The 25,242-nt window shown below is 68.4% G+C and carries 22 protein-coding genes and 6 pseudogenes; 8 read left to right on the top strand and 20 right to left on the bottom strand.

Annotated elements, in window-relative coordinates; all coding sequences use genetic code 11:
- Window positions 1–33: 33 nt before the first annotated feature.
- Window positions 34–2,049: an FAD-dependent oxidoreductase gene (locus tag ACH4TP_RS25130; protein ID WP_389226213.1), complete on the bottom strand. Its 2,016-nt coding sequence runs from the start codon at window positions 2,047–2,049 to the stop codon at window positions 34–36.
- 136 nt (window positions 2,050–2,185) lie between these two features.
- On the opposite strand from ACH4TP_RS25130, the gene ACH4TP_RS25125 reads away from it, so the two are divergent.
- Complete coding sequence (locus ACH4TP_RS25125; RefSeq protein ID WP_389226210.1) at window positions 2,186–2,503, top strand: hypothetical protein; 318 nt, start codon at window positions 2,186–2,188, stop codon at window positions 2,501–2,503.
- A 51-nt stretch (window positions 2,504–2,554) separates the two neighbouring features.
- Here ACH4TP_RS25125 and ACH4TP_RS25120 read toward each other — a convergent pair whose 3' ends face one another.
- From ACH4TP_RS25120 to ACH4TP_RS25105, 4 genes are all read right to left on the bottom strand, one after another.
- Window positions 2,555–2,941: a PTS-dependent dihydroxyacetone kinase phosphotransferase subunit DhaM gene (locus tag ACH4TP_RS25120; protein ID WP_398439239.1), complete on the bottom strand. Its 387-nt coding sequence runs from the start codon at window positions 2,939–2,941 to the stop codon at window positions 2,555–2,557.
- Between the two features lie 122 nt (window positions 2,942–3,063).
- Entirely contained in the window at window positions 3,064–3,684 is a 621-nt protein-coding gene (gene dhaL, locus ACH4TP_RS25115; RefSeq protein WP_389226204.1) for a dihydroxyacetone kinase subunit DhaL, read from the bottom strand.
- A 43-nt stretch (window positions 3,685–3,727) separates the two neighbouring features.
- Window positions 3,728–4,720, bottom strand: a complete 993-nt coding sequence (gene dhaK / locus ACH4TP_RS25110) for a dihydroxyacetone kinase subunit DhaK (RefSeq protein WP_398182549.1) — start codon at window positions 4,718–4,720, stop codon at window positions 3,728–3,730.
- 489 nt (window positions 4,721–5,209) lie between these two features.
- On the bottom strand, window positions 5,210–5,443 hold the full coding sequence (locus ACH4TP_RS25105) for a hypothetical protein (protein WP_398439207.1): 234 nt from the start codon (window positions 5,441–5,443) through the stop codon (window positions 5,210–5,212).
- A 259-nt stretch (window positions 5,444–5,702) separates the two neighbouring features.
- Here ACH4TP_RS25105 and ACH4TP_RS25100 point away from each other — a divergent pair, with 259 nt between their 5' ends.
- The gene (locus tag ACH4TP_RS25100) at window positions 5,703–6,116 is read left to right on the top strand and encodes a very short patch repair endonuclease (protein ID WP_398439206.1); all 414 of its coding nucleotides are present in this window, start codon (window positions 5,703–5,705) and stop codon (window positions 6,114–6,116) included.
- Between the two features lie 146 nt (window positions 6,117–6,262).
- Window positions 6,263–8,272: a DUF262 domain-containing protein gene (locus tag ACH4TP_RS25095; protein ID WP_398439205.1), complete on the top strand. Its 2,010-nt coding sequence runs from the start codon at window positions 6,263–6,265 to the stop codon at window positions 8,270–8,272.
- Window positions 8,273–8,324: 52 nt separating this feature from the next.
- On the opposite strand, the gene ACH4TP_RS25090 is transcribed toward ACH4TP_RS25095, so the two are convergent.
- From ACH4TP_RS25090 to ACH4TP_RS25080, 3 genes are read right to left on the bottom strand one after another with little or no spacing between them, the layout of a single operon-like run.
- A complete protein-coding gene (locus ACH4TP_RS25090) occupies window positions 8,325–9,143 on the bottom strand; it encodes a protein NO VEIN domain-containing protein (protein ID WP_398439204.1) in 819 nt (272 codons plus the stop codon).
- Window positions 9,144–9,162: 19 nt separating this feature from the next.
- The gene (locus ACH4TP_RS25085; protein WP_398439203.1) at window positions 9,163–10,989 is read right to left on the bottom strand and encodes a DEAD/DEAH box helicase; all 1,827 of its coding nucleotides are present in this window, start codon (window positions 10,987–10,989) and stop codon (window positions 9,163–9,165) included.
- Window positions 10,989–12,401: a transcriptional regulator gene (locus ACH4TP_RS25080; RefSeq protein ID WP_398439202.1), complete on the bottom strand. Its 1,413-nt coding sequence runs from the start codon at window positions 12,399–12,401 to the stop codon at window positions 10,989–10,991. Before ACH4TP_RS25080 ends, ACH4TP_RS25085 begins: the two co-directional genes overlap by 1 nt.
- A 75-nt stretch (window positions 12,402–12,476) precedes the next feature.
- Between ACH4TP_RS25080 and ACH4TP_RS25075 the strand changes: the two genes are divergently transcribed.
- On the top strand, window positions 12,477–13,214 hold the full coding sequence (locus ACH4TP_RS25075; RefSeq protein WP_398439201.1) for a hypothetical protein: 738 nt from the start codon (window positions 12,477–12,479) through the stop codon (window positions 13,212–13,214).
- Between the two features lie 236 nt (window positions 13,215–13,450).
- Window positions 13,451–14,809, top strand: a complete 1,359-nt coding sequence (locus ACH4TP_RS25070) for a DNA cytosine methyltransferase (protein ID WP_398439200.1) — start codon at window positions 13,451–13,453, stop codon at window positions 14,807–14,809.
- A 303-nt stretch (window positions 14,810–15,112) separates the two neighbouring features.
- Here the strand turns inward: ACH4TP_RS25070 and ACH4TP_RS25065 are convergent, their stop codons facing one another.
- Both ACH4TP_RS25065 and ACH4TP_RS25060 read right to left on the bottom strand, forming a co-directional pair.
- On the bottom strand, window positions 15,113–15,862 hold the full coding sequence (locus ACH4TP_RS25065; RefSeq protein ID WP_398439199.1) for a transposase family protein: 750 nt from the start codon (window positions 15,860–15,862) through the stop codon (window positions 15,113–15,115).
- 198 nt (window positions 15,863–16,060) lie between these two features.
- Window positions 16,061–16,598: pseudogene (locus ACH4TP_RS25060) on the bottom strand (transposase family protein); the annotation flags it as partial.
- A 263-nt stretch (window positions 16,599–16,861) separates the two neighbouring features.
- Here ACH4TP_RS25060 and ACH4TP_RS25055 point away from each other — a divergent pair.
- Window positions 16,862–17,050, top strand: coding sequence for a hypothetical protein (locus tag ACH4TP_RS25055; protein ID WP_398439198.1), 189 nt, complete (start codon window positions 16,862–16,864; stop codon window positions 17,048–17,050).
- A gap of 504 nt (window positions 17,051–17,554) precedes the next feature.
- On the opposite strand, the gene ACH4TP_RS25050 is transcribed toward ACH4TP_RS25055, so the two are convergent.
- Window positions 17,555–17,863, bottom strand: coding sequence for a transposase (locus tag ACH4TP_RS25050; RefSeq protein WP_398439238.1), 309 nt, complete (start codon window positions 17,861–17,863; stop codon window positions 17,555–17,557).
- A gap of 179 nt (window positions 17,864–18,042) precedes the next feature.
- Here ACH4TP_RS25050 and ACH4TP_RS25045 point away from each other — a divergent pair, with 179 nt between their 5' ends.
- Window positions 18,043–19,668, top strand: a complete 1,626-nt coding sequence (locus ACH4TP_RS25045) for an ISAzo13 family transposase (protein WP_398439197.1) — start codon at window positions 18,043–18,045, stop codon at window positions 19,666–19,668.
- 29 nt (window positions 19,669–19,697) lie between these two features.
- On the opposite strand, the pseudogene ACH4TP_RS25040 reads toward ACH4TP_RS25045, so the two are convergent.
- Together ACH4TP_RS25040 and ACH4TP_RS25035 are read right to left on the bottom strand one after the other, a co-directional pair.
- Window positions 19,698–20,060: pseudogene (locus tag ACH4TP_RS25040) on the bottom strand (transposase); the annotation flags it as partial.
- A gap of 222 nt (window positions 20,061–20,282) precedes the next feature.
- A complete protein-coding gene (locus tag ACH4TP_RS25035) occupies window positions 20,283–20,894 on the bottom strand; it encodes a CGNR zinc finger domain-containing protein (RefSeq protein ID WP_389226193.1) in 612 nt (203 codons plus the stop codon).
- 103 nt (window positions 20,895–20,997) lie between these two features.
- On the opposite strand from ACH4TP_RS25035, the gene ACH4TP_RS25030 reads away from it, so the two are divergent.
- Window positions 20,998–21,846 (top strand): SDR family NAD(P)-dependent oxidoreductase, encoded by an 849-nt coding sequence (locus tag ACH4TP_RS25030; protein ID WP_398439196.1) that lies wholly within the window; start codon window positions 20,998–21,000, stop codon window positions 21,844–21,846.
- 296 nt (window positions 21,847–22,142) lie between these two features.
- Here ACH4TP_RS25030 and ACH4TP_RS25025 read toward each other — a convergent pair.
- The 7 genes and pseudogenes from ACH4TP_RS25025 to ACH4TP_RS24995 all read right to left on the bottom strand — a co-directional run.
- A pseudogene (locus tag ACH4TP_RS25025) lies at window positions 22,143–22,424 on the bottom strand (transposase); the annotation flags it as partial.
- Between the two features lie 171 nt (window positions 22,425–22,595).
- The gene (locus tag ACH4TP_RS25020) at window positions 22,596–23,135 is read right to left on the bottom strand and encodes a hypothetical protein (RefSeq protein WP_398439195.1); all 540 of its coding nucleotides are present in this window, start codon (window positions 23,133–23,135) and stop codon (window positions 22,596–22,598) included.
- Between the two features lie 69 nt (window positions 23,136–23,204).
- Window positions 23,205–23,459 carry a hypothetical protein gene (locus tag ACH4TP_RS25015; RefSeq protein ID WP_398439194.1) on the bottom strand — a complete coding sequence of 85 codons (255 nt, stop codon included), beginning with the start codon at window positions 23,457–23,459 and terminating at the stop codon, window positions 23,205–23,207.
- A 6-nt stretch (window positions 23,460–23,465) separates the two neighbouring features.
- On the bottom strand, window positions 23,466–23,753 hold the full coding sequence (locus ACH4TP_RS25010; protein ID WP_398439193.1) for a hypothetical protein: 288 nt from the start codon (window positions 23,751–23,753) through the stop codon (window positions 23,466–23,468).
- Window positions 23,750–24,591: pseudogene (locus tag ACH4TP_RS25005) on the bottom strand (aldo/keto reductase). The gene ACH4TP_RS25010 and the pseudogene ACH4TP_RS25005 overlap by 4 nt, the downstream one beginning before the upstream one ends.
- Before the next feature lie 34 nt (window positions 24,592–24,625).
- A pseudogene (locus ACH4TP_RS25000) lies at window positions 24,626–24,862 on the bottom strand (SDR family NAD(P)-dependent oxidoreductase); the annotation flags it as partial.
- 112 nt (window positions 24,863–24,974) lie between these two features.
- Window positions 24,975–25,232 (bottom strand): annotated as a pseudogene (locus ACH4TP_RS24995) (fumarylacetoacetate hydrolase family protein); the annotation flags it as partial.
- Window positions 25,233–25,242 lie beyond the last annotated feature (10 nt).

The raw sequence follows: 25,242 nt of genomic DNA, 5'->3' as shown, positions 1-25,242 counted from the left end.
GTTCGGCCGGCCACGGTGATCACGGGGCGAGGGTCACAGGGTGGCGGCGAGCCGCGTCCCCTGGTCGATCGCCCGCTTCGCGTCCAGCTCGGCGGCGACGTCGGCCCCGCCGATGAGGTGCGCCGGGCGGCCGGCGGCGACCAGCTCCTCGTACAGGTCGCGGCGCGGCTCCTGCCCCGCGCAGAGCACGACGGTGTCGACGGGCAGCAGCTGCGGCTCGCCGTCGATCGTGACGTGCAGGCCCGCGTCGTCGATCCGCTCGTACGAGACGCCGGCGACCATCGTGACGCCCCGGTGCTTGAGTTCGGTGCGGTGGATCCAGCCGGTGGTCTTGCCGAGGCCCGCGCCGACCTTGGTGGTCTTGCGCTGGAGCAGGTGCACCTGGCGCGGCGGCGCGTTCCGCTCGGGCGCGCGCAGTCCGCCCCGGTTCTCGTACGAGGTGTCGACGCCCCACTGCCGGAAGTACGTCTCGGGGTCCTGGCTCGCGCCCTCGCCGCCGTCCGTGAGGAACTCGGCGACGTCGAAGCCGATCCCGCCCGCGCCGATGATCGCGACCCGCTCGCCGACCGGCGCGCCGTCCCGGAGCACGTCGAGGTAGCTGAGGACGCTCGGGTGGTCCTCGCCGGCGATGCCGGGGGTGCGGGGGGTGACGCCGGTCGCGACGACGACCTCGTCGTAGTCCGCCAGGTCGGCGGCGGACACGTACGTGTTCAGGCGCACGTCGATGCCGCGCTCGGCGAGCTGGACGCGGAAGTAGCGCAGCGTCTCGTCGAACTCCTCCTTGCCCGGCACGCGCTTGGCGATGTTCAGCTGGCCGCCGATCTCGGCGGCGGCGTCGAAGAGGGTGACGGAGTGGCCGCGCTCGGCCGCCGACACCGCGCATGCCAGACCGGCCGGGCCCGCGCCGACGACCGCGACGCGCTTGGCGAGCCGGGTGGGGGAGAGGACCAGCTCGGTCTCGTGGCAGGCGCGCGGGTTGACCAGGCAGGAGGTGATCTTCAGGCTGAAGGTGTGGTCGAGGCAGGCCTGGTTGCAGCCGATGCAGGTGTTGATGGTGTCGGCGCGGTCGGCGGAGGCCTTGGCGACGAAGTCGGGGTCGGCGAGGAACGGGCGGGCGAGCGACACCAGGTCGGCGCGCCCGTCGGCGAGGATCTCCTCGGCGACCTCGGGGGTGTTGATGCGGTTGGAGGTGACGAGCGGCACGGACACCGCGCCCATCAGCCTCTTCGTCACCCAGGTGTAGGCGCCGCGCGGCACGGAGGTGGCGATGGTGGGGATGCGTGCCTCGTGCCAGCCGATGCCGGTGTTGATGATGGTCGCGCCGGCGGCCTCGATCTCCTTGGCGAGCGCGACGACCTCGTCGAGCGTGGAGCCGCCCGGCACCAGGTCGAGCATGGAGAGGCGGTAGACGAGGATGAAGTCCTCGCCGACGCGCTCGCGGATCCGGCGGACGATCTCCAGCGGGAAGCGGACCCGGTTCTCGTACGAGCCGCCCCAGCGGTCGGTGCGCTGGTTGGTGGCGGAGGCGATGAACTCGTTGATGAGGTAGCCCTCGGAGCCCATCACCTCGACGCCGTCGTATCCGGCCTCCTTGGCGAGCTCGGCGCAGCGCGCGTAGTCCTCGACGGTCTGCTCGACCTCGGCGTCGGTCAGCTCGTTCGGTACGAAGGGGCTGATGGGGGCCTTGAGGGCGCTGGGCGCGACGAGACCGGGGTGGTAGGCGTACCGGCCGAAGTGCAGGATCTGCATCGCGATCCTGCCGCCCTCCGCGTGCACGGCGTCGGTGATCAGCCGGTGCTCGGCGGCCTCCTCGACCGTGGTCAGCTTGGCCCCGCCGTCCCAGGGCCGGCCGGCCTCGTTGGGCGCGATGCCACCGGTGACGATGAGCCCGACGCCGCCCCGGGCGCGCTCCGCGTAGAAGGCGGCCATGCGCTCGAAGCCGTGCTCGGTCTCCTCCAGGCCGACGTGCATCGACCCCATGATCACCCGGTTGGGCAGGGTGGTGAACCCGAGGTCGAGCGGGCTCAGCAGATGCGGGTACGGGGTCATGGGGGCGCCTCCTCGCGCAGGGGTCGTCGCCCCAGTTCTAGGCGACCCCGGACAGCTTCTGCAACTAGTTGCAGAAGAATCGGGGAGTGATGTCTACTACTCGGTAGCATGTGGGCTCCGTACGAGAGGAGCACCCGTGGTGGCCAATGAGGACAGCGCGACCGTCACTTACGTCTCGGACGGCGTCAGGGTCCCCGTCGACCGCGCGCGGGTGCAGGCGGCCGCCTCCCGCATGATCCCCGCCCACAGCGAGACGTTCAGCAGGCACCACGTGTGGTTCGCCCTCGTCGGAACCGGCCTCCACTACGTCGTCGACCTCCTGGACGAGGCCGTCGGCGCCCGCCCGTCGACGGCCGAGACCGCCCGCCTGGCCCTGACGGGGCTGGGCTTCCCCGTCCTGGCCCTCGGATACGGCGATCTGCTGACCAAGGGCCACCCGGCCCACCGGGCCTGAACCACGACTGACCGGCCCCGGCCCGACCCCCGGGGCGCACCCGGCCTCCCCTCACCCCTTGCGGTAGGCGTACGCCTCCGAGGCCGCGGCCGCCACCGCGTCGAGATCCCCGCCGGCGCTCGCCGTCACCAGCGCGGCCACCGCGCCCTCGACGAACGGCGCGTCCACCAGGCGCGAGCCCTCGGGGAGCTCGTCGCCCTCGGCGAGCAGCGCCTTCACCGTGAGGACCGCGCTGCCCAGATCGACGAGGAGCGCCACCCCCGCACCCCGGTCCACGGCCTTCGCCGCCTCGCAGATCAGCTCGGAACTCGTCCCCAGCCCACCGTCCGGGGTGCCACCCGCAGGCAGGACCGGCGCCAGGTCACCGCCACCGGCCAGACCACGGGCCAGCTCGGCCACCGCCTCCGCGACCGCCGCGCTGTGCGAGACGAGCACGATGCCGACGGACGCGGAGACGGGACCTCCCGGGCCTCCTCCGGCCGGGGTCTCCGGGCCTCCTCCGGTCGGGGTCTCCGGGCCTCCTCCGGTCAAGGTCTCCGGGCCTCCTCCGGCCGCGGGGCTCATCGTGCCCCCTCCGCGGCCGCGGTGGCGGCGAGCGCCGCGAACAGCAGCGCCGACGACGTCGCCCCCGGATCCTGGTGACCGATCGACCGCTCCCCGAGATAGCTGGCCCTGCCCTTGCGGGCCTGGAGGGGGACGGTCGCGAGGGCGCCCTCCTCGGCGGCGGCACGGGCCGCCTCGTACGAGCTCCGCAGCCCCTCCACGGCCGGCACGAGCGCGTCCAGCATGGTCTTGTCGCCCACCTGGGCACCGCCCAGCTGCGACACGGCACTCACCCCGGCGCCGAGCGCCTCCGCGAGCCGCTCCCGGGTGACCTCGCCGTCCTCGCCCAGGGACTTCCCGGCGCGCCGCAGCAGCGTCCCGTACAGCGGTCCCGAAGCGCCGCCGACCGTGGAGATGAGCTGCCGCCCGGCGGCGGTGAGCACCGCGCCGGGACTCGCCGGCGGCTCCTTGCCGAGGGCCTCCGTCACGGCGGCGAACCCCCGCTTCAGATTCGCGCCGTGGTCGGCGTCGCCGATCGCCGAGTCCAGCTCGGTGAGCCGGTCGGCCTCCCGGTCCACGTCCTCGGCCACCGCGGCGAGCCAGCGCACGAGGAATCCGGCGCCGATGGTCTCCGTCATGTCGCTCCCCATCTCCAGCCCCGTCTCCAGCCCCGTCACCGTCTCATCGCCCCCAGCGCAGCGCGGGCGTCTGCACCGGAGCGTCCCACAGGCGCAGCAGCTCCTCGTCGACCTCGCACAGGGTCACGGAGCAGCCCGCCATGTCGAGCGAGGTCACATAGTTCCCGACCAGTGTCCGGGCCACCGGCACACCCCGCTCGGTGAGCACCCGCTGCACCTCGGCGTTGAATCCGTACAGCTCCAGGAGCGGAGTCGCACCCATCCCGTTGACCAGGGCGATGACCGGCCCGTCCGGACGCAGGTCCTCCACGACGGCGTCGACGGCGAAGTCCGCGATCTCCCGCGAGGTCATCATGGCCCGCCGCTCCCGGCCCGGCTCGCCGTGGATGCCGATCCCCAACTCCAGCTCGCCCTCGGGGAGATCGAAGGTCGGGCTGCCCTTGGCGGGGGTGGTGCAGGCGCTCAGGGCCACCCCGAACGACCGCGACCGCTCGTTCACCCGTCGGGCGATCGCCTCGACCCGCTCCAGCGGCCGTCCCTCCTCGGCGGCGGCCCCGGCGATCTTCTCCACGAACAGCGTGCCCCCGGTGCCGCGCCGGCCCGCCGTGTACAGGCTGTCCGTCACGGCCACGTCGTCGTCCACGAGGACCTTGGCGACCTGGATGCCCTCGTCCTCCGCGAGCTCCGCCGCCATCTCGAAGTTCAGCACGTCACCGGTGTAGTTCTTGACGACGAACAGCACCCCGGCACCGCTGTCGACCGCGGCCGCGGCCCGCACCATCTGATCGGGCACCGGTGACGTGAACACCTCGCCCGGACAAGCGGCCGCCAGCATCCCCGGCCCCACGAACCCCCCGTGCAACGGCTCGTGCCCGGACCCCCCGCCGGACACCAGCGCCACCTTCCCCGCCACCGGCGCGTCCCGCCGCACGACCACCCGCCGCTCCACATCCACAGTCAACTCGGGATGCGCCGCGGCCATCCCCCGCAGCGCGTCGGCGACAACGGTCTCCGGGACGTTGATCAACATCCTCACGGGTACCTCCTGGTGAGAGTAACGGGTGGGCCGACGAGCAGGGTCTTCGCAGGTCAGAGCAGGTAAGGCAAGTTGTCGATCTTGGCGGTTCACGGCGACGGGAGGCGGTTCAGCGCGGTACTGATGCTGAGTTCATGCTGACTTCCTTGGCGAGGTGTCAGGTATAGGTTGGATGGATGAGCTTTTGCAGATGCGCAGCATGGCGAAATTATTGACGTCCAATCGCGTATGCGCACGGGTGCGGACGCGGTTCCGGATCCGTCCTCGATTGCAAGCATGGTTTGACGGTGTTGGTAACAGCCCCAGGCGCGAGATGCTCCCTGGGTGATCGGGCGCATGCCTGTCGCACCGGTTCAAACGACTCCGCGCCCATTGCGAACGGCGCGTCGACCCCTAGCAGGGGGGGCTCGAACTGGCCTGCGTCGGCTGGTAGCGGCTGGATCACGGTGAGCGCGCTGAACCGGGGGGGCAGACCCCGCTCCCAACGCGTCAGGTCAAGGACCCGGTGGTCATCAGCTCTGCGATTGCGTCGTCTGCCCTGCGGAGCACGATCCTGCCGTCGCCGTCGCCGTCGCCGTCGCCGTCGCCGTCGCCGTCGCCGTCGCCGTCGCCGTACGCGACAACGCGGGCCCCAGGGTGCAGTCCGGCTTCTACGAGTACTCCCAGGGGGAGTTCAACCCGGCCGTCCTCGCCGATCTCCAGTCCAGCCGGTTCGCGCAGCATAGGGACAGCCTTCCATGGGGCCCAGAGTGCGACTGCTGCTGGAAAGCGAGTGAGGCCTGTTTCTGGAGGGCCGCTGCTGGGAGGCCAACTGCTCCGTGGCTGCGTGTATCGGCTGCGGCTTCCGGTGGGCGTCTCGAGGGTGGGGCGACATCAGTCATATACTTGTATGGCGATGAACGAGGTGCCTCAAGAACCAGCTGCTGGTGACTGGTCCCCACCAGCCGGATCCTGGGCGTCCTCCGCTGCGAACCGCCGCAGCATGCTCGGAAACCGGAACCGGGATACGGCTCCAGAGCGTGCGCTGCGCTCTCTTGTCCACGCGGCTGGGCTTCGCTACCGGGTCGCGGCCAAGCCGCTTCCAGGGATGCGTCGGACGGCTGACCTCGTCTTTCGTCCGACCCGCGTCGCGGTCTTCGTTGATGGCTGTTTCTGGCATGGCTGCCCTGAGCACTTCGTACCGCCGAAGACGAACCCCGACTACTGGCGCGAGAAGATCGGGAGGAATGTACAGCGTGATAGGGACACGGATGCGCGCCTCACGGAAGCCGGCTGGCTTGTCCTGAGGTTCTGGGAGCACGAGCCCCCGGAAGTGAGTTCTGCGGTCGTCTGCGCTGCGGTGGAGTCACGTCGGCGCAAGGCGGCGGTTCGGGCAGAGCCGGAGGCGTGGCGCTGAAGCTGGCATGAGAGCGTGCCGAGTTCAACGGCCCAGGCGCGTAGTTGCTCTTGCCTCGTCTACCGTATCGATCAGCGCAGTGGTAATTGTGCTGGTCCAGGCTGAAAGCGGCCTGATCCAGAACGGCAGGGGTGGGGCAGCAGGGCATGGCAGTCGAACGTACGAACCGGGACATCAGGACGCTCATCAGCCAGATCGCTGACGGGGAGATCATGCTCCCGGAGATCCAGCGCGGCTATGTCTGGAAGGCGTCGCAAGTCGCGAAGCTTGTGGAGTCGATGTACCTCGGATATCCGGCGGGAACACTCCTGCTGTGGAAGACGGACGAGGGGGCTGAAACCCGCGCTGCGGCGATCGGGGCCGGACAGGGGCTTCCCAGTGTTATGCCGCTGTACCTTCTCGACGGCCAGCAGCGGCTCACCTCGCTGTACCGCGTCTTCAACGATCATCCGACAGCGCAGGTCGTCTTCAATATCGAGACGGAGGCGTTTCAGAACCAGAGCAACGCCACGCTCAGGAGCCCGAAGTGGATCAAGGTCTACGACGTCGTCGGACCGGACGCTGATTCGTTCGCGCTTCAGATGCAGCTCCGTTCGGCCGGGCTGTCGATCGACGGCGCAGAGATCGGGCGCCGCCTCAAGGCACTCGAAGCGATCTCGCAGCGCGACTTCCATATGGAGGTCCTCCACGGCTTCAGCTATGAAGAGGTCACCCAGATCTTCGTGCGGGTCAACAGCGGCGGCCGTCCGCTGAAGACGACCGATCTGGCGATGGCGACGCTCTCCGCTCGCTCGCCAGGATTCCTCAGGGAGCTTGAGGAGGAATCGGCCCGGTGGGCAGAGCGCGGCTACCGGGCTGTCGACGTCAACTTCCTCATCAAGGCGATCACGCTCAGTCTGTCCATCTCTGGCAAGCGAACCTCGTCTGTCTCCAGACTACCCACTGCCAGTCCGGAGGCCGTCAGGGAAGGCTGGGAGCGGGTGCGCCGCGGGCTTGAGCGCGTCGTTCCGCTGCTCTGCGAGCAGCTACTCGTTCCGACCACGGCACTCATCCCGTCTGTCACGGCCTTGCATCCGCTGATCGTCTTCTACGGCCGCCTGCCGGAAGGCACCCGTGTCGGCGCTGAGGTGGAAAAGGGGCTGCTCTACTGGTTCCTGGCCGCGAGCGGGAGCAACCGCTACGGCGGTGCGACTGACAGCGCATTGACCCAGGACGTCAATGCCCTCGACTCGGACGAGCCCGTCCGTGCGCTCCTCGCCAACTTGCGCTTGGAGGAGAAGGGCTTCAACGTGACCGCCCGAGACCTGTCCGGGCGCAATATCCAGAGCCCGTACATCATGCTCTCCTACTTGGCTGCTGCCCACTCCGGGGCAGAGGATTGGTGGGCCGGCGGGCCGATCTCTGTCGTTTCCGAGGGAACGGACAAGCTGCAGTACAGCATGCTGCACCCGGCCGCGCAGCTACGGAACCACCGCAACAAGTACTCGTCTGCGGAGATCAACGAACTGGCGAACATCGTCTTCGTCTCCCAGCAGACGGCCAAGAACATGATCGGCAACCGGGCTCCTGCCGAGTACATCAAAGAAGTGCAGGCCGACGACCTGGCAGCCCATGCTGTTCCGACCGATGCAAAGGTCCTCGAAACCGAGGGGTTCCGAGAGTTCCTTGTCGCCCGTCGCATGCTCCTTGCGGGGCGGATCTCCGCTCTCCTCGACCGTTTCCGCCCGGGCTTTATCGATGCGGGAAGCGCCGGTGGCGCGCGGCCTGAGACACCCCGCAAGTCCCTTGTACTCGTGGGGTACACCGCGGGAAGCCGCACTCTGCTGCTCGCCGAGGCACAGGTCGGGGCGCGGCACTGGGCCGGACGGATTGACACGGCTGAACTGGACGCTGCGCTTGATGCGGCCGCCAGCGGTCTCGACAGCGATGTCACTGTGGCTGGGGAAGCGGCGCCGATGAAGGTCGATGAGGACGGTGTGACCCTGCTGGTCGGTCCCTTCAGGCTCCGTGGGACTGCGGACCAGTGGCGGGCGGCTCTGAAGGACGCCTTCTCCGACGCCCTGCCCGCAGCGGACTGCCCTGAGGCGGAGTCGCCGGCGTGGGATGGCGAGATCGAAGAGTTCCTTCTGGCGGACGCCGGTGTCCAGAGGGCGTAAGGCCGTCCTGTCTGAGGCGGGAGCGCTGATGCTGCGCTTGGCGCTCCCGCTTTCAGCCGTTCCGTGTGTCTGGTAGCAGCGGCCCGGCTGTTCCTGGCCTGAGCAAAGGGGCCAGCCGCGGGATGCCGGAGACGAGGGCGTCAGGTGGAACGTCGAGTCGGCATGCCTCCCAGCGTCCGAAGGACCCCTTGTCCTGCGGCACCTGGAGACTGATCCATTCCGCAGAGACGGAAGCGGTCGCGGTGATAGCAAGATCTTGGGTGAGCTGGACGAACACGAGCTGCCATGCCGGATCGCGGCGCATCGTCTCGTACTCGTGCCGGGACAGGTAGAAGGTGACCCTTCCGCGCCGCACCGTGCTCTTCGCCTCGATGTGCAGTGGGTGCCGCCGCGCATGTACAGCAATGTCGTACCCGAAGCCGTCGGAGTGCGCAGCAACGTGCTCGACCCGGGCATCCGTAGCCTCAGAGATGAGGCGGACGAGAGCCGACTCGCCGGCGCTGCCGATGAGCGCTCGCGCCTCTGTGTCCACCTTGCCCCAGACCGCGTTGACCTGCTCGTATGCATCGCTCTCAGGGATGCCTAGCGCCTCTGCGGCCCGTAGAGCGTCGTCTGGGAGCTCCTCCGGGCCGCGTACGAGGATATCCGCGTCCGGGAGCCAGGCCGCGCCGCTGGAAGCGAGTGCGGCGCGGAAGACGCGTTCGCTCACCGCGGTCCTGTCGTGCAGATCCAGGAGCAGGTCGTTCTCCCCGAGCCACGAGTACGCCGCCTCGTACTGCGTGGGGGTGAGATCGCTGAAATCGGCATGGTTGGTGAAGAACGCGCGGCACCGTGCGGCGCTGGAGTCCGGAAGCAGCTCCAGCCACCGCACAGCGGCACGCAGGACAGGGCTAGGCGGAACGGGCACGGAGATGGCCCATCAGCGACTGGAGGTCCCGCTGGTCAAGGCCTCCGCCGACAGCAGGCTCATCATCAAGATCCGCGAGCTCCTGGACGGCTGGGTCATCAAGGATGCGTCCCATGAAAAGCAGCTTGTCGGCTAGCCGCTGGTCGACGACCTCGTCGATACTCCCCTCGGAGGCGAGCACGGTGACTCGGGTCTCGGTTTCGGGTGCGAGACCGAGGCGGTGGATCCGGTCGAGGCTCTGCAGGAAGCGTCCGGCCGCGAAGTCGCGGTCGACGTACACCGCGTCGTGGCAGTCATGGTGCAGGCTGATGCCTTCGCCGAGCGTAGCCGGGTTGGAGAGCAGCACCATGCAGTCCGGGTCCTTCCGGAAGCGCTCGATCTCTGCATCGCGGTCTTCCGTGCCTCCGTGGACCATCGCCGGACGGAACTCCTTGAGCATCCTCTCCAGTGTGTTCAGACTGCGGATGAACGTGGACCACACCAAGGTCTTGCGGCCCTTGGCCGCGTTCTCCGCGACGATGGCCAGGACCTCGCGGTACTTCGGCGACATCTCGTAACTCGGGAGGTCCCGCATGAGGTCGAAAAGAGGGCTCCCTTCAGGGACGGCCAGGGGCGGGACCTGGTACATCAGAGGCTCGTACCGCGTCGTACCGACGGCGAGTAGGGCAGGGCTGGTAGCCGCCATAAGCATGTAGACGATGATCTTGCCGAGGGCCTGGAAGTCTCCTTCGGCTCCGGCAGCCCGGGCCGAGAACCGGCCGATCAGGGCTTCGTACACCTCCTGGTGCAGCGGGGGCATCGGAAGCGTCCGGAGGGTTGTCGTCACCGGAGGCAGGCCCAGCTCGCCCTTGGTGGTGCGGGTGAACAGCGGACGCAGGACCTGACTAGCCTTGGCGAGGTCGCCGCCGGCCACAGCCTGCGTCACCTTCTGGCGGCCGTGCCCAGGCCACACGAAACCGAAGAGGTTCTCGATGTCCTTGACGCCGTTCGGCGCCGGAGTACCGGTCAGGATCAGCCGATGTCGGGCCCGCGGGCCCAGAGCGAGGCAGGCCGCCCCGTACGTCCCCTCGGCGCCGAGCTTCATCCTGTGCGCCTCATCGAGGAGGATCATGGAGGGGCGGGCCGTGAGCCACTGGCCGAGCTCGTCGACCGACGGGCTGAGGCGCTCGTAGTTCACGATGAGTACGTCTGCGGCCGGGTCGACGTTCCGGGACAGGACCTCCATGCGCAGCGGCTCATCGAGGCATTGCGTGTTCTCGTACTGCCACGACTCGTAGCAGGACTTCGGTCCGACGATCAGCAGGCGCTCGATGCCCTTGGTGCGGCGCAGCGCGTGGAACACAGCGAGGCCGACGCGTGTCTTGCCGGCACCAGGGACGGAGAAGTTCGCACCGTGGCGCAGCGAGAGGAGCTTGGCGATATCCCGGCGCTGGAAAGGCGTGAGGCCGGCGGTCCAGGAGGGCCCGAGCAGCCCGTCGACCTCATCGTCCGGTACTTCGCCGATGCCTTCGGATACAGGGTCGAGGCGGTCGGCCACAGTCTGGGCGTCCACAGCGGAGTCCGTTGCAAGGGCCGCCAGTTGGTTGTCCCATGAAACGCTCGACTGCGCAGGCCACGTCGTCAGTGCCACGAGGTTCGTGAGCAGGTCGTCGATGTCTACGTCCATGCTCCCAGGGGAGCGCTGCACACTGCTGCGGAAGCGCAGGGCGAGGCGGCGCAGGTCACCCTCGTGTCCGGCGCCGGCCCGCAACCGGGCTTTCGTCACGCTGTCCCCGAACCCGATCTCCAGGCTCGATGCAGTTGCGGTCATCAGTTCTCCCGGACGGCGTTGAGCAGCCACTCGACGCCGTCCCCCGGCGAACTGAACGTGCGGCCTGCCTGCTTGGCCAAGCGTGCGAGGCTCGCACGGAGGGTAAGCAGGGCATCGTCGAAAGAGTCCTCATCGAGTGCGCGCTTCGCCTTGGCCTCAGCGAACTCCGCCGCACACTGGTTCACGTAGTCGGCTGCGTCCGTCAGACGCTCTGGTACCGCGATCTTCCGCTTCTGCAGCTGGGCGTTCTGGCCGGCCATCTTCACAGCGACGTCGAACGTGCTGCGGGCCGCCTTGATCTTTGCGGCGGCCTGGGTGACATCCGAGGGCGCGAGTTTGTCCCCGGCGAGGGACGCAGCCTTGGCGCGCAGGAGGTTGTCGGTGAGGGCTCGGATCGTTTTCACGGTAGCGGTAGCGTCAGGGACGGCTACCCCCGGCAGACCGGGGATGGATACTGCGGCGGCTGCCTGCGCGACCGGGCGCAGGTCGTCCGGCAGCCGTTCATCGACGTAGCGGGTGTGGAAGTCGGCTTCAGCGAGACGGACCGATGTCTTCGGGTAGTTCAGGACGACCATTGCGAGCCGGGACTCCTTCAGCTGCTCGGCCGCATCCGGATCTGTCTTCGCGAGCTTCGTGTAGTCGCGCTGCAGTTCGCGGAGCTTCTCCTGGTGGTCCTCGAAGTCCACCAGCCGCAGCTCGACGCCGCTGACCGGGTCCTTGCTGCGATCGATGGCGTCGATGACCAACTGGTAGACCCACCGGTCCTGGTGGAGTGTGGTGGCCTTGATGTTGAAGTCCCGCGCGACGTCTTCGACACGGCGCCCATTCGCCAGCTCTTCCTCGATCGCGATCAGGCGGTTGATGTAGGAGTACTCGCGCCGCTTGTCCCGCCGCAGCTGGAGCGCGAGCTCGACACTGTTGATGTCGCGCCGGGAGGTGTCGGAAGGCAGCACACCCACGCGGATGTCCTTGATGCCGAGTTTGCGGAGGGCCGCGCAGCGGGTGTTGCCGTCGACAAGGATGCCGTCGGGGCTGATGATGCCGGGTTCCTTCTGCCCGAAGTCGTCGAGCTCGTCCTGCAGCGTGCTGAAGTCCGGGTCGATCTGGCTCGGATTCGACGGACTGCGGCTGAGGAGGGTGGCGAGGTAGTCCTGGGCGGACTCACTCCAGGGCTGCTCTTCCAGTACCCGGTTCTGCTCGGGGTCCAGAGTGCGCTGCGCGCGGATGCGGTGGGTGTCGGGGTTGAAGTAGAGGAGGTCCACCGGCATGGAGATCACGCTCAGGTGCTTCTGCTCGCCGCGCCAGTCCACCGTGACCTTGGCGCCGTTGTCGGCCATGGCCTGCTTGAGTCGTTCCTCGACCATGGACCGGATCCGCTCACCCTCGGGCGGGACACCGAACTTCACAGTCATAGACAGACCCTCTCCTCAGCAGCAGTCGCACTCACTCGTCAGGAATAATGACAGGAACCGCTGACAAGCGGACTGGTGATCGCCCAGACTCGGACATCTGAGAACCAGAAGAACGGAGCAGAGGTGACCCTCCCCGCTTGGAACGACCCTGAACTCAAGGGCGGAACCATGATCAGGGGCGCGCTGTGGCTCGTCCAGGAGATCGGTGAAGGTAACACCTTCACCAAGGAGCAGCTCCGCGACGCGTTCCCCGGCATCTCCCAGGCCGACCGCCGCCTCCGGGACCTCCGGGACTTCAAGTGGGTCATCCTTACGAACACTGAAGACGCCTCACTGATGGCCGAAGACCAGCGGTTCGTGAAGGCGGGAGTGCCCGTCTGGGATCCTGCTGCGCGCAGAGCAGCCGCGCCACGGAAGAGAGCCACCGCCAAGCAGACGCGGGAAGCGTATGAGCGCGACGGCCACATGTGCACGGTGTGCGGTATCGGCGGCGCGGAGCCGTACGTCGACGACTCGAACCAGACCGCAGTGCTATCAGTCGTCCAGAGGGCCACAGTCCTTCCTGATGGCAGGGAAGAGGCACTGCTTGTCACGGAGTGCAAGCGATGCCGCGCCGGGAGTGACGGGCAGCCTGCGCGCGCTGACGAGGTTGTGGCCGAGATCAAGAGCCTGGATCCGGCTGACCTGCAGCGGCTGGCACGCTGGGCAGAGCGGGGACGCCGGGGCTCGACGCCGCTGGAGAGGGCGTGGAACGCCTACCGCTGTCTTCCCTGGGACGCCAGGCAGCAGGTCCGTGAGGCGCTGGATATCTGACCCGCGCTGGAGCGCTCCCACTCTGGGCGTTCAAATGGAAGCTGTCGGTCCTGCCGCGTAGACTGCGCATCCTTGTCCGGCATGCAGTGGCGAATGGCCACCGCTCTACCACTACCTGCGGTTATGGTGCTGCCGCGGAGCCTGCGCTGCCGGATGCCTGTGTGTCCACTAAGGCGGCTGCAGCGGCACCGCCAGTTCTACGCTGGGGATCCTGGCGTACCCGGAGGGAGATCAGTATGTCGGCCATCGAGCCTGCAAAGCCGCTTGAGGTCGTCGAGATCTGCGCGGGTGCGGGTGGTCAGTCCCTCGGGCTGGAACGGGCAGGTTTCCGCCACCGCCTTGCTGTCGAGCTGGATCCCCATGCTGCCGAGACTCTGCGTTGCAACCTTGTGGAGTTCCTCGGCTACAGCAAGGAAGAAGCGCAGACGTCCGTCAAGGTCGGCGATGTCGCTGACCCTGCTGTCTGGAATCCGGCCCTTGACGCGGAGCAAGTTGATCTCCTTGCCGGCGGAGTTCCGTGCCCCCCCTTCAGCATCGCAGGGAAGCAGTTGGGCACGAATGACGAGCGCGACCTGTTCGCTTGGGCCATCGAGCTCTGCGGCAAGGTGCAGCCGAAGGCATTGCTTCTGGAAAACGTGCGCGGCCTCAGCGCCAACCGTTTCGCAGGTTACCGCCAGCATGTGCTCGACCGGCTCAAGGAGCACGGTTACATCGCAGAGTGGCAGCTCCTTCAGGCAGACGACTTCGGGGTCTCCCAGTTGCGCCCGCGCTTCGTCCTAGTCGCGCTCCAGCGGGAGTTCGCTCCCTACTTCGAGTGGCCGGAGCGTCAGCCGGGGAGCGCCAAGTCTGTAGGCGAGCTCCTGGTCGACCTCATGGCGGAGAAGGGCTGGAAGGGCGCCCAGGAATGGGCTGAATCGGCTACAGGCATCGCGCCTACTATTGTCGGCGGGTCGAAGAAGCATGGTGGTGCCGACCTCGGCCCGACACGCGCTAAGCGCGCATGGGCAGAGAAGGGCGTAGACGCAATGGGCGTCGCCAATGAGGCGCCTTCCGCCGACGGTCCTCCTGTTGTCGACGGCCGACCGTTTCCGAAGCTGACCACGACCATGGTCGCCCGCATCCAGGGCTGGCAGGACGCGGACAGCGAGGGCGATGGAGGCGAGGACGATTTCCGCTGGAGGTTCCACGGTCGGAAGACCAGTGTGTACCGCCAGATTGGAAATGCATTCCCGCCGCCCGTGGCCAAGGCTCTCGGCGTATCGATCAGGAACGCGCTGAACAAGGTCGGGGAGCCCCGCGAGCTTGTCGAGACCGCTGACGCCGTTACCGACCCCGTGTACAAGCTGCTGCGCAGCAGCGCGCGGGCGCTGTCGGTCGAGCAGATCATCGCCAAGCTCGAGGCATTGGGAACAGTCATGGACCAGCCGACGGTCGAACGGCACCTCAACCACCTGAAGCACGACTTCGAGATGACCGCGGTGACGCGTTCCAGCGGAGTCGTCGCCTACAGTATCGGCGAGTTCAAGGCGTTCGTAGGCCAGGACGACCACCAGCGCCACGACCTCTTCAGCCAGCACCGCTCCAAGATCAGCTGATCCCGCAGATTGGAACCCGCGGCCCCATCCGCCAAGGGGCCGCATACCTGTCAGGTCGGCTGCCAGCCTTCCGGACAGCCTGAAAAGGCCTACTGCTGGTGCCGCCATCAGAGAGGCGGCCAGCAGTAGGCCTACCCCGCTTTTTTGGCGCCCCTTGAAGCCCGGATCGGACGGGCTTGGAAAGCCCGGGTCGGCACCCCTGTGGAGAAAGGGGCGCCGGACCTCAGACGCCATCGAATCCCGTGATTAGGGCTGTGACCTGGGCGGGTGCTTTGTCGGGGAGGAAATAGTCAATGAGCATTTTCAGCGTTGACGCTCCAGGGTGAGGACGGCTGCGGCGATGGCCGTCATGCGGTTGGGGCTGCAGCGGGCTTTGCGGAAGATGCGCCAGGACTTGAGTCGCGCGACACTTCGTTCGACCGGTGCTCGCGCCGCTGACAGGGCCCGGTTGATCGTCTGCTGGGTCGTGGTCAGGTCCCGGTTCGGGAGCCGTCTGATCGGTGTGGTCACCCAGGGCCCGGCCCCGATGTAGGCACGGTCGGCGAGGACGGGGACGCCCTGGCGTTCGCAGATCCGGATGATGCGGTGGGCGCGGGCGGCGGTCAGGTCGTGCGTGCAGCCGGGCAGGGCGGGTGAGATCCACAGCAGGTTGCCCGCGGGATCGGCCACGACCCGCACGTTCACACCGTGACGGCGGTGCTTCTGGGAGAAGTCCGCCCGACTGTCGCCGACACGGTCACACTCGGCGAGCGTCCCGTCGAGCAGGACGTAATCCGGATCGGCCTCGCGCAGGACCCGCAGGAGGCCGGGTGCCCGGCCGGACAGGTGCTGGACGACGGCCGTGACGTAGGCGTGGGCGGTGCCGACGGATATGCCGAAGCCGGCGGCGATCTGCGCGAGCGTGTCGTGCCGGCGGAGGTAGACCAGGCCCACGAGGGCACGCTGGTGGGGCGGCAGCTTGCAGCGGCGGTCACCCTCACGGGTGACGATGAGCATGGATACCCACTCGACCAGAGCATGAGGCAGGTCGAGTGCGGCAGGATGGGGAACCAACAGGGCTCCTGTGCCGATGGGTTGAGACTTCGAACACCTCCCTCAACGGTGCGGGAGCCCTGTGCGTTGCGGTCCTCATCCTGACTCGGCCTGGGTCACTCGATCAGTGGCCACTCTGAAAGAGCTCAATGAACCTCTTTCATCCTGAATAGTTGCAGGTCAGCAGCGTGTGGACGGCCTGGACAATGGTGCCAATCAGGCCTGGATGATGCCGTGGGCGCGGGCCGCAGTCAGGTCGTGGGTGCGGCCCGGTGTTGGCCGGGAGAACCACAGCGGTGTGCCGTCGGGACGGGTGATGACCTGCACGTTCATGCCGTGCTTGCGGTGCTTTTGCGAGTAGTAGGGCTCGTCGGCGTGGATACGGTCGGTGGGGATCAGGGTGCCGTCAACGATGACGTGGTCGCCCTCACCGAGGCCGGTGAGGGCTTCGTGGGGGCCGGGCGCCCAGGAGACCAGGACGTCCCGGGTCTCGTCCACGTACCGCCAGGCGGTGGCCTGGGATATCCCGAAACCTGCTCCGAGCTGGGAGAACGTCTCGTTCTTCCGCAGGTGGACGAGAGTGAGCAACGCCTGCTGGAAGCAGCCGAGCTTGCGCCAGCGGGTGTTGCGGGCCTGGCGGTGCTGGTGCGGCAGCCAGGCGACATGCTCGACGAGCTCATGAGGGACGTTGAGCGTGGCAGGATACGGAAACCTTCAGGGCCTCTTCGGTCGCTGGTGTGATGAGTGGAATCACCACGCCGACGACGAGGGGCCCTGCCTCGTCACCAGCCCTGCTGACCAGCCCATTTCATCCTGTGTTAGAGAATGAAAGAGGTGCACTGATTCGTTAGACAGGCTCTAGCCCTGTGTAGCTCGGCAAGGAGAACCTCATGCAGGCGCGGCCACATACCGGCCTCGGTCCAGTCCCCCTGGCACCGCCAGGCTGTCCTGCCTTCTTCCAGCCGTGACGGTCGTACTAGAAACGGTGTCGATCATGAGTTCGTGCGGGAGGGAAAGCAGATGAAGGCGAAGCATGGGATCGTCACAGCCGCGATGCTGGTGGCGGCCGGCGCGGCCTGGACCGGCGCCGGCGGCACGGCGACCACGCAGAACGAGAGCGCGACGCCGTCCGTCACACTGACGGGGGAGCCGCTGGCGCCGCCCGCCGCGACCGCGCCGATCGCCACCCGCAGCTTGCACAGCTCCTAGTGGTGCTTCGTTAGGTTCTGAGTCTGGTTGGGTTGCGGGGCAGTCGGCGGCCGTGGGTGGTGCAAGTGCCGGTCCAGGATTGCAGCAGGTCCTGGAGGGTGCCGAGAGCCTGGTGGAGGGGCAGGTCGGCCTTCGAAGTGGTCCAGGCCGTGTTTGAGTTCGCGGTAGTCGTGTTCGATCCGCCACCGCATCCTCGCCCACCGCACCACGTCCTCGAGGGGCGTGCCCTGCGGCAGGTTGGAGATCGAGTACCCGGCCGGGACAGTCCCCTCGGCGGGCCACTCGACCAGCACGGTCCGCACCGGCGGCACTCCGTCCCACTGGTAGTGCCCTCCGCCGGCGTCCTGTGCGGCCCGCAGGGCCTGCTTGCCCGTCGGCCGTACCCGCAGCGCCGCGCACCGTGAGGTCATCAGCCCCTTGCTGCCTTCACGCCAGGTGACCTCACGGAAATCGGAGGCAGGCGCGTCGGCAGCCAGCCTGGGCAAGGCTTGTGGCGGGGTGCGGTCACGCGGCAGCGTCGGTGGTCCGAGCCCGCCATAGGCCGGCCGGTCCGGCTCCGCGGCCTCGTGATGGGCGACCTTCTTGCCCGTCAGCGAGACCAACATAGGACAGGATCCGGTCCTCCACGGCCGGACGGAAGGGCGTGCTCGCTCCGTATCCCGCGTCTGCCACCACCACGGGAGGTGTGAGCTTCCAGTCGGCGAGCGCGTCGAGCAGGCCCAGGGTCAACCGCCACTTCTTCCGGTGGCTGACGTCGGCGGGGACTCTGGCGGTCCGGCAGCGGGCCGGCTCGTCCGTCCACTCCCGGGGCAGGTAAAGCTGTCAGTTCAACGGGCATGAGGCGGTGTCGGTCGCCGCGTGGACGCTGACGGCGACCTGGCAGTTGCCGACCTTGCCCAGGGCGTGTATTTCAATTACTGCTCGGTGCAAGGGTGTTGTCGGGACAATGAGGTGTGACTGCGGGTACGGCCGCTCGGGCTTCAGTTGTGGCTTTGAGGGCGAAGTTCGATCAGTTCCTTCCCCATCTCGATGAGCGTCGCCGCCGGATCTACCTGGCCAGCGAGGCCGCCGCGCTTGGCTACGGCGGGATCACGCTGGTGGCGGCTGCTTCCGGCGCCAGTGCGGCCACGATCACCCGTGGAATCGCCGAGCTGTCCGGGCGCCCTCTGCCAGCTGGGCGGATCCGGGCTCCGGGAGCCGGTCGTAAGCCGGTGACGGTCACGGACCCCGCTCTGCTGCCCGCGCTCGAGGCTCTGATCGAGCCGCACACCCGGGGCGACCCGGTCTCGCCGTTGCGCTGGACCACGCTTTCGCTGCGGTCTCTGGCCTCGGCGCTGACCACTCAGGGCCACCCCGTCAGCGCGGCGACCGTCGGACGCTTGCTGCACACCCTGGGATACAGCCTGCAGGGCACTGCCAAGACCACGGAAGGCGCCAGTCATCCGGACCGGGATGCTCAGTTCACGCATATCAACGCCACTGCCGCGGCCTTCCTTGATGACCATCAGCCGGTGATCAGCGTCGGCACCAAGGCCAAGGAGTGGCTCGGCAACCGCGACCGGCCCGGCCGCGTCTGGCGGCCGGGCAAGAACCCCATCCGTGTGGACTGCCACACGTTCATCGCCAGTGACCAGCCCGTGGTCATCCCCTACGGGATCTACGACATCGCCCGCAACACCGGCTGGGTCAACGTCGGGACCGACCACGACACGGCCGAATTCGCGGTGGAATCCATCCGCCGCTGGTGGCAGCAACGCGGACGCGACGACCACCCGGACGCCGGCCGGCTTCTGATCACCGCCGACTGCGGCGGTTCCAACGACCCCCGCCGCTGGACATGGAAGAAGCACCTCGCCGCCTTCGCCCTGGACAGCGGACTCGAGATCACGGTCTGCCACTTCCCACCCGGAACATCGAAGTGGAACAAGATCGAACACCGCATGTTCTGCCACATCACCGCGAACTGGCGAGGCAGGCCCCTGACCAGCTACCAGGTCGTCGTCGAGACCATCGCCGCCACGACCACCCGCACCGGCCTCAGAATCGGGGCCGAACTCGACACCGGCCAGTACGGCCTGGGCATCTCAGTCCCACCCGTCGAGTTCCATGCCCTACCCATCACACCCCACGCCTTCCACGGTGACTGGAACTACACCCTGGCACCGGTCGCACCCCGGCTCCCGGAGCCGGCACCGACCCGGCAGCGAATCGATCCCGCCCTGACCGCGATGCTCACCGACCCGGCCCTGGCCGGCATGTCACGCTCCGCCTTCGACCACCTGGTCGCCATCTCGGAACCGCACTGGGACGCCCTCGCCGAGGCAGCATTCCAACGACGTTTCCACCGCCCACGCAGCTACCTCCACCCGCAGACCAGCAGCCTCGACCACTACCACCGCCTGCTGACCGCCCTGTTACGCCGCCGCAGAGCCGCCACCAGCACACTTCTGGCCCAGCTCCTGAACGTCACCCGCACCAACTTGTCCAACCAGTCCCAAGACGGCCACCGCCTCCTGGACCTGCACCGCATTACGGTCACTCCGCTGCCCGGAACCCCGGCCCGCACCCTCGCTCAACTTCAAGCCCGCATACCGTCAAGCGACGACACCTGCGCATGATCAACTCCGACAGTTATTCAGACACAAGCCCCCAGCGCTCCGCAGTACTGCCGGGCCACTCCCACCGACGCGGTGCCGCGCTTGGGGAACGACACATCCTCGACCACCCACACCTCGGGTTCAACCGCCCTGCTCAACCGCTCGGCGATCCGCCACCGCACCAGCGGCGGATCCCACGGCGACTGGTTCGCGAACTGCTGCAGGGCCTGCATGTTCCCGTCCGGCAGCCGCTCGGTCATCGGCTGGATCGACTTGCGCCGCCTGTCCGGCATTAGACCTCGCAGATAGCACCCGCTCCACCGGCGCTGATCCCGCCGTGGAAGTGAGGCGAACACATCGGCAACGAACTCCAACAACTCATCCCGGAGCCGTTCCACCTCCCCAAGCCTCATAGCCGAAAGATGCCCACCACCAGGCGAGATCACCCTACGTAACGAAGCAGTACTAGCGTCGGTGAAGGGCCAACCCCGACTCGCTCATCGCGATCGCCGCGCGGTGGCCATCGAATTCGCCCCGCCGCGGCCGCCAACGACTACTGGTGCTGACCGCGTCGGGGCCAGCACCGGTCCCAGGCCGGGCGCCCCCGGTTGCACCCCCTCATGGGAGGGGCGGTCTCATGCCTTGGACGGCGCACCGCTGCCCTGGCGCTGCCGCTGGCGGTGTTTGCGCATGGAGACCTGCGAGCCGCAGCCGGTGCTGCAGTACAGGCCCGCTCCGTTTCGGGTGCGGTCGAAGAAACCGAAATGGCATGGGGGATTCCGGCAGGCTTTGATGCGTCCCCAGTTGCTGCTCTGGGCGAGCGTCGTCACCGCGGCCAGTACGGTTCCGAAGACGCCGGGCACGCCGGTCTGTGGCGAGGCGAGCTCTGCGCCGTCGGCCGTCACCACGGTCGCCAAGGGGTGGAGCGAGCCCACGCGTCGCAGGTGCCGCTCGGCGTGCTGCAGCGGCTCGCCCAGGCCTTCCTCGTCGCCCGAGTGCGCGAGCAGCACCGTCACCAGGGCGTCACGCAACTCGCGCGCGACCGCGGCGTCGGCGTCGGTCACCACGGAGTCGCCGTCGAACTCGTCGCGCTCCGCCAGCCACGCCGCGAACGAGCGCCCGTCTTCGAACAGCTCTCGGCGACCCGATCCGTCCGCGCGGGTGTTCACGAACGCGAGGACGGTCTCCACCGTCGGTGTCACGGTGCGCGGGCTGGGTTCGGGAGATCCGGCTGTCGTACTGCTCATGCATCCACCCTACATCAGCGCAGGCGGAGCTAAGTCGGGTAGCGAGCAACCTTGGTGACCAGATGTGTTGACCTGTTGCGGGCTATCGCCTTACGGTCGCAACATGAAGAGAACCTCCAACCAGCAGGCCCATCCCCGTACCTGGCTGATCACCGGCGCGACATCCGGCATCGGCCGCGAACTGACCCTCCAGGCACTGCAGAGCGGCGACAACGTCTCGGCCCTCGCCCGCGACACCTCCTCCCTGGACGAACTGGCGCAAGCGCACGGTGAGCGCCTCCTCCTCATCCCGGCGGACGTACGTGACGAGCAGGCCGTCCGGGACGCAGTGGACGGCACGCTCGCGCGGTTCGGCCGCATCGACGTCGTGGCCAACAACGCGGGATACGGACTGTTCGGAGCCGTCGAAGAGGCCTCCGACGCCCAGGTGCGGGCCGTGTTCGACACCAACGTCTTCGGAGTGCTCAACGTGCTCCGCGCAACCCTGCCGGTGCTCCGTGCCCAGCGGTCCGGCCACGTCCTGCAGGGCTCGTCCGTCTACGGGCAGTCCGCCCATCCCGGCGTGGGCCTGCTGGCCGCCACCAAGTACGCCGTCGAGGGACTGTCGGACGCGCTCGCGGCCGAGCTCGCACCGCTCGGCATCAAGGTCACCCTCATCCAGCCCGGGATGACCGCGACCCCCTTCCTCACCAACCTCGACGTCGCAACCGGCCTCTCCGACTATGACCAGACCGTTCGACAGGTCCAGAAGGCCATCGGAGAGCTGCCGCCGTCCGCGTTCTCCGCCGCCGCGCGGATCGCCGAAGGCATCCGAACCGCGGTCGACAGCCCCAACCCTCCACTGCGCCTCGCCCTCGGCACCGCCGGCGCGACGGCCATGCGCCCCGCCCTGGAGGCGCGGATCGCAGACCTGGACAGCTGGCAGAACGTGACCGACGCCGTCGACAGGTAGCACAAGCCGCCCGTGGTGTCTGGGTCGAAGCCACGGCGGATGGCTTCGACCCAGACCCCTGTACCACCACTGCTCCGCGACCTCCCCTGCGAGCGTCGGCCCCGGCTCGTCCACCGCCGGCCTGGGATGGTCACACGGCCGGGTGGGCATCGATCCGATTGCCCATGCCCGACTCGAACCGACTGCAGAGGTTGACATGGGCCCAGAACAGCGGGGCCGACGCGGGCCGATCGGCGCCGCCGAGTGTCACTTCGCCGGAGCTCCTGGAGAGCGGGCCTAGGTTCTGTCGTTGAATGTCACGCCCACATCAGGAGTGAGGCGAGGTTGACGGCAGCTTCGTAGGACTGGGCGGTCTTGTCGTACCGGGTGGCGATGCCACGCCACTGCCTCAGGCGGTTGAAGCACCGTTCCACGACGTCGCGGTGCTGGTGAATCTCGCGGCCGAAGGCCGGTGGGCGGCCTCCGCGGCTGCCTCGTCGGGCCCGGTTGCGGACCTGACCGGCCCGCTCGGGGATCGTATGGGTGATGCCCTTGCGGCGGAGCCGGGCGCGGAGCGCCTGCGAGCTGTAGCCCTGGTCACCCGGATCGCTTCCATCGCGGCGGTGGACCGGGTGCAGTCGTTGGTGTTGCTGCCCGTGACGACGACTCGGGCAGCAACGGCCGGACGAACTCCCGCTCGGCGTCCGACAGTTCATGGCGACGTATCACGGCACAGTGATCCATCAGCCAAGATCATTTGAAGGCACCGCCTAGGGCTGATCGCCGTTGTCGAGGGCGTGTTCTTTGAGGAATGCGCCCGCGTGGGCCGCTGCTTCTTCGGCGGTCGTGTACGACGCCCGGTCGGCGGCCGTGCCGGATGCTCCGTCAGCGCCTCGTCCGGTCCAGCCCCAATCGCCGGAAGGCGACTGAGCCAGCTCGGCGGTCCCTCCGAACAGCGCAAGCGTGCTTTTGCCCGCTGTTGCGGGTGCTGGGCGGCTGACGGCCTCGGGCCATTTCTTGCGGGCGCCCTGCCGGGTGATGCCCCAGACGGCTCCCAACTGCTCGTAACTCGCGCCGTAGGAACCGGCGGTCGCCGCAGCCTGCTCCGTGAGGCGCTTGACCTCCCTGTCCACCACCTTCCACGCGGCCAGGACGGACAGTGCCACTTCGGCAGGATCCGCCGCCCACATGCGGTCGGCGGGCAGCCCGGTCTCCCGGGAGCGGATGGCCGAGGCCAGGGGGTTCAAGGCGTCGTACAGGGCCTTGTCGAGTTCTGCCTGCTCTTCTGGGGTGATCTCAGAGGCCGTCATGCGACAACTATAGTTTCCGAACCTGTCTAAGTAAACTAAAGTTTCCATGTCGTGTCGGTTGTCACCGCATCAGAGAGGCAGGCCCTGGTCGTCCGCGATCACGACGAGGTCGAGTGTTCGCGGTCCGTGTACGCCCTCCACCCGGTCCAGTTCGCTGTCGCTGGTGGCTGAGGGGCCGGAGATCGGGGTCAGCGGCCGACGTCCTTGTCCCGGTCCGCCGTCGAGGGCGACGGTGCCGGTGAGGGCGATCGCTGCGGCGACGGTGGTGAGTGCGGCGTCCGTCGCGTCGAGCTGTCGGGCCGTGAGCGGCGGAGCGTCCTCCAACCGGGGTCAGGGTCCTTCGGGTACGAGGTCGTCGGGGAAACCCGGGGCAGCGCTATCGACCTTGCTCGGGTGCGGGCCGGCGCGGCCCACGGCGGCGACGGCGTCGGACGGCGGAACCCGGACGACGGTGGCGCGGTAGCCGGTGGCGCGTTGGACGAGCAGCCCGACGACGTCCGGCCCCGCCTGCCGGGAGCGCGGATCGCGCGGGGCGGGGTCGCCGTCGGGAACCTCGACGTCCGGCACGTCGACCAGCGCGCTCCGGATGTCGCCCAGTACGGTGTCGCGGCCGCTCATCGGCCCTTCCCTTCCGTCGTCGTACGGCCTGCTTCCCTCGGCCGTCGCCACCGGGCGCGCAGGGACTCGCGCGTCGGCGCGGGGGTGTCACGGGCGCCGACCAGCACGTTCGCGACGGCCGGGCGCCCGGACGGGAAGCGCAGCGCGGCGGCCCGCAGCGGCATCCTGTGCAGCTCGCAGGTCTCCTTCAACCCCACTGCTTTGCAGAGCAGTTCGTTCGGTGCTGCGGCGTAGTCGAAGGTTGCGCCGGGCTTCGGGTCGGCGAGCAGGCCCGAGTTGAAGACGCCGCCGACCACCGCGCCGACGCCGCGCTCGGCGGCCAGCGGCAGCAGTTCGGTCAGGCCGCGCTGGTCGAGGAGGCTGTAGCGGCCGGTCGGCAGGACCACGTCGATGTCGGTCTCGCGGACGAATCGCGCCAGTGCCTCCGCCTGGTTCATGCCGATGCCGATCGCAGCCGGTTGAGGCTGTCCTCGGTGGAGTGCCGCACGCCCTCGGCGCCGAAGTCACAGTGTTGCCGGTGGGTGGCCGGGACTGCGAACCCGTTGGCGAGGTCGTCGCCGCCGAGGGCGGTCGGCTCCAGCAGTCGGCCGACCTCGGTGGAGATGACGTACTCGTCGCGGGGCAGGTCGTGCAGGGCGTCGTCCAGACGTCGCTCGGACAGTCCGAGGCCGTAGTGCGGGGCGGTGTCGAAGTGGCGGACACCGGCTTCCCAGGTGGCGGCGACGGCTTCCTCGGCCTCGGCGTCGGTGACCGGGGTGAACAGGTTGTCGATCGCCGCCGTGTCGAAGGCGGGTTCACTGACCCGCACCGGCCCGGACCTGAGGATGTTGCGGTGCATCCTCACGTCACGTCTTCTGTTCGGGTCGCAGGCGCAGGACCGCCATGCCGCCGAAGGCGTCGGCCGCCGCGTCGACGGCGGCACGCACGGAGGCGTGGTCGCCGACGTCGGCGGTGAAGCCCGGCAGCGGCTCCTTCAGCGATGCGGGGGCGGGATCCAGAACGGCCACCCGCGCGCCGTGTTCCGCGAGCAGGGACGCGGTGGCCAGGCCGATACCGGAGGCGCCGCCGGTGACCACTGCCGCCAGGCCCGCAAGGTCGGCGGCCGTCATGTCATCACCTTCTGCTCGTCCGCCGGTTCGGTGGCCCGGAAGGACGTATCCGGGTCCTGGTGGGTGTCGGTTGGTGCCTGGAGCGCGGTGGTTGCGGACAACGGGGTGCCTTTCAGGCGTTGTTGAACGTCTGGCGCTGGGTGCCGAGGCCGTCGATGGACAGCTCGACGGTGTCGCCCGTGCGCAGGTGGGGGGTGCCGGGCAGGCCGAGGGCCACGCCGGCCGGGGTGCGGGTGTTGATGACGTCGCCGGGGTCGAGCGCCATGTACTGGCTCAGGTACCAGACCAGGTGGGCGACGTCGAAGACCATGTTCTTGGTGTGGCCGTCCTGGCGCGGCTCGCCGTTGACGGCCAGGCGCAGGCCGAGGCTCGGCAACACC

Origin of the sequence: Streptomyces sp. NPDC021012 (assembly GCF_044333355.1) — a bacterium.
Taxonomy (GTDB): Bacteria; Actinomycetota; Actinomycetes; order Streptomycetales; family Streptomycetaceae; genus Streptomyces.
This window is presented reverse-complemented; position numbering and strand designations above follow the sequence as displayed.